This window comes from Mesorhizobium sp. M7A.F.Ca.AU.001.01.1.1 (assembly GCF_004022735.1).
Taxonomy (GTDB): Bacteria; Pseudomonadota; Alphaproteobacteria; order Rhizobiales; family Rhizobiaceae; genus Mesorhizobium; species Mesorhizobium ciceri.
Genome location: NZ_RZPF01000462.1, coordinates 1 through 5,398, shown reverse-complemented (window position 1 = coordinate 5,398; position 5,398 = coordinate 1). Strand labels below are relative to the sequence as shown.

Below are 5,398 nucleotides of genomic sequence, written 5' to 3'. Positions count from 1 at the left end.
TCACCATGCTGTTGCCGCAGCTGGAAGCGCGTGGCCTGCTGCGTCGCGAAGGCGACGAGAAGGACAAGCGCATCCTGCGGCTCGCGCTCACCGAGGCCGGCGAGGCGCTGCTGATGCAGGCGCTGAAAGTGCATATGGCGCTGATCGAGAAGGCGATGAGCCAGTCGACGCCGGAGCAATGCGACATGATCGGCGAGCAGATGCGCAAGATCTATGATGTGCTGAATGAGGCTTGAGCGCCCTTCAGCCCAACCTTACCACATCGTCTTCTTCGCCCGTTCCGGCCATTCCTTGTCGTAGGTTTCGCCGTCGATGTTCTTGCGGCTGGTGATTTCCAGGATCTGTCCGGGCGTCGGCAGCGACTTCGGCTCGACATGCCTTGCCGGGTTCCAGAGCTCGGAGCGGACGATGGCCCGGGCGCATTGGAAATAGACCGCATCGATGTCGACGACGGTCACCGATCGCGCCGCCTTGCCGTCCACCGTGAATGACGCGCACAGCGCTGTATCCGTTGTGATGTGGGCGCGGCCATTGACGCGCAGCGTCGTGCCGGAGCCCGGCACCAGGAACAGCAGGCCGACGCGTGGGTCGCGAATGATGTTTTTCAGCGAATCGGCGCGGTTGTTGCCGCGTCGGTCCGGCATCATCAGCGTTTTCGGATCATGGATGCGCACGAAGCCGGCGAGATCGCCGCGCGGCGAGCAATCAAGCCCCTCCGGCCCGCTGGTCGCCAGCGCGACAAAGGGCGAGGCTTCGATGAAGGCGGCATATTCGGGAATGATGTGGTCGAGTTCCTTGACCAGCGAGGCCTCGCCTGGAACGCCATAGAGTGCCTCGAGCTGCTCGACCGTGGTGATGACGGACATGTTTTCGCCTCCAAACCTTTGCCGGCGCTACCCCAGATCGATGACATCTTCACGACAGCGATGCCCTAGCGGTCCCGGCTAAGGCCCTTTTCCGCAAGCTCCGCGAGATAGGCTTCCCAGCGCGCATCCTTCTCGTGGCCGAGCGTATGCAGGTAATTCCAGGTGAAGATGCCGGTGTCGTGGAAATCGTCGAAGGTGATGCGCACGGCGTAGTTGCCGACCGGCTCGATCTTCAGGATCGCCACATTGCGCTTGCCGGGGACCGTCACCCGCTGATCCGGCGAATGGCCCTGCACTTCGGCCGATGGCGAGGCGACGCGCAGCAGTTCCGCCGGCAGTTCGAACGGATGGTGGTCGGGAAAGGTGACGGACAGAAGTTTGCGGTCCTTGGAAACCCTGAGTTCTTTCGGTGCGGTCATGCTGTTCGATCCCGTGTCATCCGCCCTTCCCTACGCCGCTTCGCCAAACGGGAAAAGGTCTGATGAGACCGACCGACATGCGATGTCGGCTGAGAGATGTTACCAAAGATCGAGAGGCGCTATCTTGAACAGCAGGCCGGATCGTATCACATAGCGGTATATAACGAAGCCGTTCACGGCCACGGGAAGCGCTTGAAGCATGGACATGATTGATCCTTTCGGCCGCACGATCAGCTATCTCCGCGTGTCGGTTACCGACCGCTGCGATTTCCGCTGCACCTATTGCATGGCCGAGGACATGGCCTTCCTGCCTAAGAAGGACCTGCTGTCGCTGGAAGAGCTCGACCGGCTGTGCACGGTTTTCATCGAAAAGGGCGTCAGGCGATTGCGGCTGACCGGCGGTGAGCCGCTGGTGCGCAAGAACATCATGCATCTGGTGCGCCAGCTGTCGCGGCATCTCGAAAGCGGCGCGCTGGAAGAACTGACGCTGACCACCAACGGCTCGCAGCTGTCGCGCTTTGCCGCCGAACTCGCCGATTGCGGCGTCAGGCGCATCAACGTCTCGCTCGATACGCTCGATGCCGACAAATTCCACAAGATCACCCGCTGGGGCCATCTCGACAAGGTCATGCAAGGCATCGATGCCGCGCAGGCGGCCGGGCTCAAGGTCAAGCTCAACGCAGTGGCGTTGAAGGATTTCAACGACGCCGAGCTGCCCGAGATGATGCGCTGGGCGCATGGCCGCGGCATGGACCTGACGGTCATCGAAACCATGCCAATGGGCGAGATCGATGCCGACCGCACCGACCAGTATTTGCCGCTGTCGCTGCTGCGCGCGTCGCTCGAACGCCAGTTCACGCTGACCGACATTCCCTTCAAGACCGGCGGCCCGGCGCGCTACGTCCAGGTCGCCGAGACCGGCGGACGGCTCGGCTTCATCACGCCGATGACGCATAATTTCTGTGAGAGCTGCAACCGCGTCCGGCTGACCTGCACCGGCACCCTCTATATGTGTCTCGGCCAGGAAGATGCCGCCGATCTGCGCGCGCCCTTGCGCGCCTCGGAAGGCAACGAGCTGGTCGCCGAAGCTATAGACGAAGCCATCGGCCGCAAGCCCAAGGGCCATGACTTCATCATCGACCGCCGCACCAGCCGCCCATCGGTGTCACGCCACATGAGCGTCACTGGCGGCTGATCTTTCCGTGAAATTCATGCAATATCGCTTCGGGATCATGACTTCGAGGCGAGCATGCGGCTGCACTCTTCATTCCTGGTCATTGCGACAATGGCAGCAACCAGTGCGGTCGCCGCGCCATTCACCTATGTGAACGATCGCTTCGGCACTGTCTGCACCTTTCCCGACGACGTCTTCACCGATCGCCAGCCGGAGCCCGACAATGGCGACGGACAGCAATGGCTGAGCGCCGATGGCGCCAGCCTGATCTGCTCGGGCATCCTCAACGTCGACGACGACACGCCGAAAGGCTTTGTCGCGGCGGAGAAGGCGAGCAAGAAGCCGGGCTACAAGGTCACCTACAGCAAGGCCGGAAAGGACTGGGCCGTGCTGTCGGGCCTGAGGGATGGAAAGATATTCTACGAGCGACGTCTGTTTGGGAAAGACGGTATCATCCGTACGGTCTGGGTCGACTACCCGCCGGCGCTGAAGTCGAAATACGATCCGCTGGTCGGCGCCATCGCCGGCAGTCTCAAGGGGCCATGACGGTTTCGGACCACACCCCAGAAAAAGTCTTGTTCGCGAACCGCAGCCGGATTTACGGCCAGTCTGTTCCAGCCTAGCCTTCCCCTGGAAGCTGCTCTTCGCTCGCAGGGGGATACACCATGCGCAAACTCGTTCTTTCTCTGGCACTGCTTGGCCTCGCGGCCGTGCCCGCGGCGGCGCAGTCGATCGGCGGCACCTATACGGTCGCCGGCACCAACTTCGACGGCTCGGCCTATGGCGGCGAAGCCACCATCACGCTGACCAGCGGGACGACCTGCGCGATCCATTGGGAAACTGGTGGCTCATCTTCCGACGGCATCTGCATGCGCAACGATGATGCCTTCTCCGCCGGCTATGTCATGGACAAGGACATTGGCCTCGTCGTCTACAAGGTGGCGGCGGACGGTTCGCTGCACGGTCTTTGGACGATCGCCGGCAAGGAAGGCAATGGCACCGAGGTGCTTACGCCGAAGAAGTAAGTTCGCCATCGCAGGCGATATTCCGGGCCACAAACAAGGCTGTGGCCCAGTCCTTTGCTGTTGCTGTTTCATGCCCGACTGTTACAGGCTTGCTGCCTAAAGCGCGTCGCGTTTGAACGGATTCAGGCCACGCGCTTCAGGTCTTTGTTTCTTATGCATGTCGTTTCCCCAAAACCGAGGTCACTTTTGGGCGATATGTATTAGCAGAACCGGTAGCCGTCTTGCCCCTGTCTCCAAATCTTCACGGCGCGTTGTTCATGATGGTGGCGATGGCCGGCTTCACCCTCAACGACGCCATAACCAAATACTCGTCGCAATCGATGAACATGGCGCAGGTCATGTTGATCCGTGGGGCTTTCGCTTCGCTTTTCGTCGGCCTGCTGGCCTGGCAGCGCGGCGCTCTCGCCCGCCCGGGCTCGATGCTGCAGCCTCTGGTCGCCTTGCGCGTGATCAGCGAGGCCGGCGCAACGGTGAGTTTCCTCGTCGCCCTCGCCCATCTGCCGATCGCCAATGTTTCGGCGGTGCTGCAGGCGCTGCCGCTGGCGGTGACGATGGGAGCGGCACTTGTCTTTGGCGAGACTGTCGGTTGGCGGCGTTGGCTGGCCATCGCCATCGGATTTGCCGGCGTGCTGATCATCGTGCGGCCGGGCTTCGAAGGGTTCAGCGTCTACTCGCTGTCGGCGCTGGCCAGCGTCGCCTGCTGCGCGGTGCGCGATCTCGCCACCAAGCGGATCCCCAAGGCCATTCCGACATTGCTGGTGTCGACCGCGACCGCGCTTGCCATGACAATCGTCGGCGCGGCGCTGTTGCCGGCAATGGGCGGCTGGACGCCGATGACGGGCAACAGCACGGCCCTGCTGGCCCTGGCTGCTGTGCTGGTGATTATCGGCTACCAGTTCATCATTATGGCGATGCGGGCGGGCGACATCTCCTTCATCGCGCCGTTCCGCTACACGGCCCTGATCTGGTCGATCCTGCTTGGCCTGTTCATCTTCGCGGACATTCCCGATCTGCCGATGATCGTCGGCGCCACCATCATCATCGGCTCCGGCCTCTATGCGCTCTACCGCGAGCGGGTCGTCGGCCGGCGCAAGATCGTCGCCGAAAGCACGGGGCCAAGCATGGTTCCGGACGGAATCTAGCCAGATCATTGAAGGTTCTTGTGATTTCCGACGGCTGGCGTACAGGCTTCGTGGCATGAAGCGAGACATTGCGGGGATTGTTCTGGCCGGTGGCCAGTCGAGGCGGATGGGCGGCGGCGACAAGAGCCTGTTGCCGCTTGGCGATGGCTGCCTGCTTGACCAGGTCGTGTCGCGCTTCGCCCCGCAAATAGAATCGATGGCGCTCAGCGCCAATGGCGACCCTGCACGATTCCTGCGCTTTGGACTGCCGGTGCTTGCCGACAGCGTGCCCGGCTTTGCCGGTCCGCTCGCCGGAATCCTGACCGGCCTCGAATGGGCCGCGGCCAACAGGCCTTGCAAGGCGATCGTCAGCGCTGCCGGTGACACGCCTTTCCTGCCGTTGGACCTTGTCGAGCGTCTGGCAGGGGCCGCCGATCAAAGCCCCGGTTCTATTGCCGTTGCCCGCTCGGCCGGCAAGCGGCATCCGACCTTCGCGCTGTGGCCGATCGGCTGCCGCGATGCCTTGCGGCACTTTCTGGTCGATCAGGATATCAGGCGGGTTTCGGCTTTCATCGACCGGCAGGGTTTTGTCGAGGTGGAGTTCCCGGTTCCGCCATCGGCGGGGATCGACCCTTTCTTCAACATCAACGAACCGGACGATCTTGTGTCTGCCGAGCGTCTGTTGCAGAGCATCAAGCCATGAACAGACGCGTCTTCGGCATCACCGGCTGGAAGAATTCCGGCAAGACGACTTTGACCGAGAGGTTGGTCAGCGAATTGGTCCGGCGCGGCT

The 5,398-nt window shown here is 62.2% G+C and carries 9 protein-coding genes; 7 read left to right on the top strand and 2 right to left on the bottom strand.

Going from position 1 to position 5,398, the window contains the following annotated elements:
• Positions 1-236, top strand: a 236-nt coding sequence (locus tag EN884_RS24305; RefSeq protein WP_164895130.1) for a winged helix DNA-binding protein, incomplete at its 5' end; no start/stop codon positions are given.
• 18 nt (positions 237-254) lie between these two features.
• Here the strand turns inward: EN884_RS24305 and EN884_RS24300 are convergent.
• Positions 255-866, bottom strand: a complete 612-nt coding sequence (locus tag EN884_RS24300) for a pyridoxamine 5'-phosphate oxidase family protein (protein WP_063167992.1) — start codon at positions 864-866, stop codon at positions 255-257.
• A 65-nt stretch (positions 867-931) separates the two neighbouring features.
• Positions 932-1,285, bottom strand: coding sequence for a DUF971 domain-containing protein (locus EN884_RS24295; protein WP_013531698.1), 354 nt, complete (start codon positions 1,283-1,285; stop codon positions 932-934).
• 199 nt (positions 1,286-1,484) lie between these two features.
• Between EN884_RS24295 and moaA the strand changes: the two genes are divergently transcribed.
• From moaA to EN884_RS39730, 6 genes are all read left to right on the top strand, one after another.
• Entirely contained in the window at positions 1,485-2,480 is a 996-nt protein-coding gene (moaA, locus tag EN884_RS24290) for a GTP 3',8-cyclase MoaA (RefSeq protein WP_013531699.1), read from the top strand.
• 90 nt (positions 2,481-2,570) lie between these two features.
• Positions 2,571-3,005 carry a hypothetical protein gene (locus EN884_RS24285; protein ID WP_244514299.1) on the top strand — a complete coding sequence of 145 codons (435 nt, stop codon included), beginning with the start codon at positions 2,571-2,573 and terminating at the stop codon, positions 3,003-3,005.
• Positions 3,006-3,124: 119 nt separating this feature from the next.
• Positions 3,125-3,484, top strand: a complete 360-nt coding sequence (locus EN884_RS24280) for a hypothetical protein (RefSeq protein WP_013531701.1) — start codon at positions 3,125-3,127, stop codon at positions 3,482-3,484.
• Positions 3,485-3,705: 221 nt separating this feature from the next.
• Positions 3,706-4,626, top strand: a complete 921-nt coding sequence (locus tag EN884_RS24275) for a DMT family transporter (RefSeq protein WP_063167990.1) — start codon at positions 3,706-3,708, stop codon at positions 4,624-4,626.
• A 55-nt stretch (positions 4,627-4,681) separates the two neighbouring features.
• On the top strand, positions 4,682-5,308 hold the full coding sequence (gene mobA / locus EN884_RS24270; RefSeq protein WP_063167989.1) for a molybdenum cofactor guanylyltransferase MobA: 627 nt from the start codon (positions 4,682-4,684) through the stop codon (positions 5,306-5,308).
• Positions 5,305-5,398: molybdopterin-guanine dinucleotide biosynthesis protein MobB (locus EN884_RS39730; protein WP_245491978.1), on the top strand; the 94-nt coding region annotated here is incomplete at its 3' end. The genes mobA and EN884_RS39730, both read left to right, overlap by 4 nt.

Excerpts from the sequence above, each read along its gene's own strand:
- EN884_RS24300 (WP_063167992.1), bottom strand. The coding sequence starts at position 866 with ATGTCCGTCATCACCACGGTCGAGCAGCTCGAGGCACTCTATGGCGTT.
- EN884_RS24295 (WP_013531698.1), bottom strand. The coding sequence starts at position 1,285 with ATGACCGCACCGAAAGAACTCAGGGTTTCCAAGGACCGCAAACTTCTG.
- moaA (WP_013531699.1), top strand. The coding sequence starts at position 1,485 with ATGGACATGATTGATCCTTTCGGCCGCACGATCAGCTATCTCCGCGTG.
- EN884_RS24285 (WP_244514299.1), top strand. The coding sequence starts at position 2,571 with ATGGCAGCAACCAGTGCGGTCGCCGCGCCATTCACCTATGTGAACGAT.
- EN884_RS24280 (WP_013531701.1), top strand. The coding sequence starts at position 3,125 with ATGCGCAAACTCGTTCTTTCTCTGGCACTGCTTGGCCTCGCGGCCGTG.
- mobA (WP_063167989.1), top strand. The coding sequence starts at position 4,682 with ATGAAGCGAGACATTGCGGGGATTGTTCTGGCCGGTGGCCAGTCGAGG.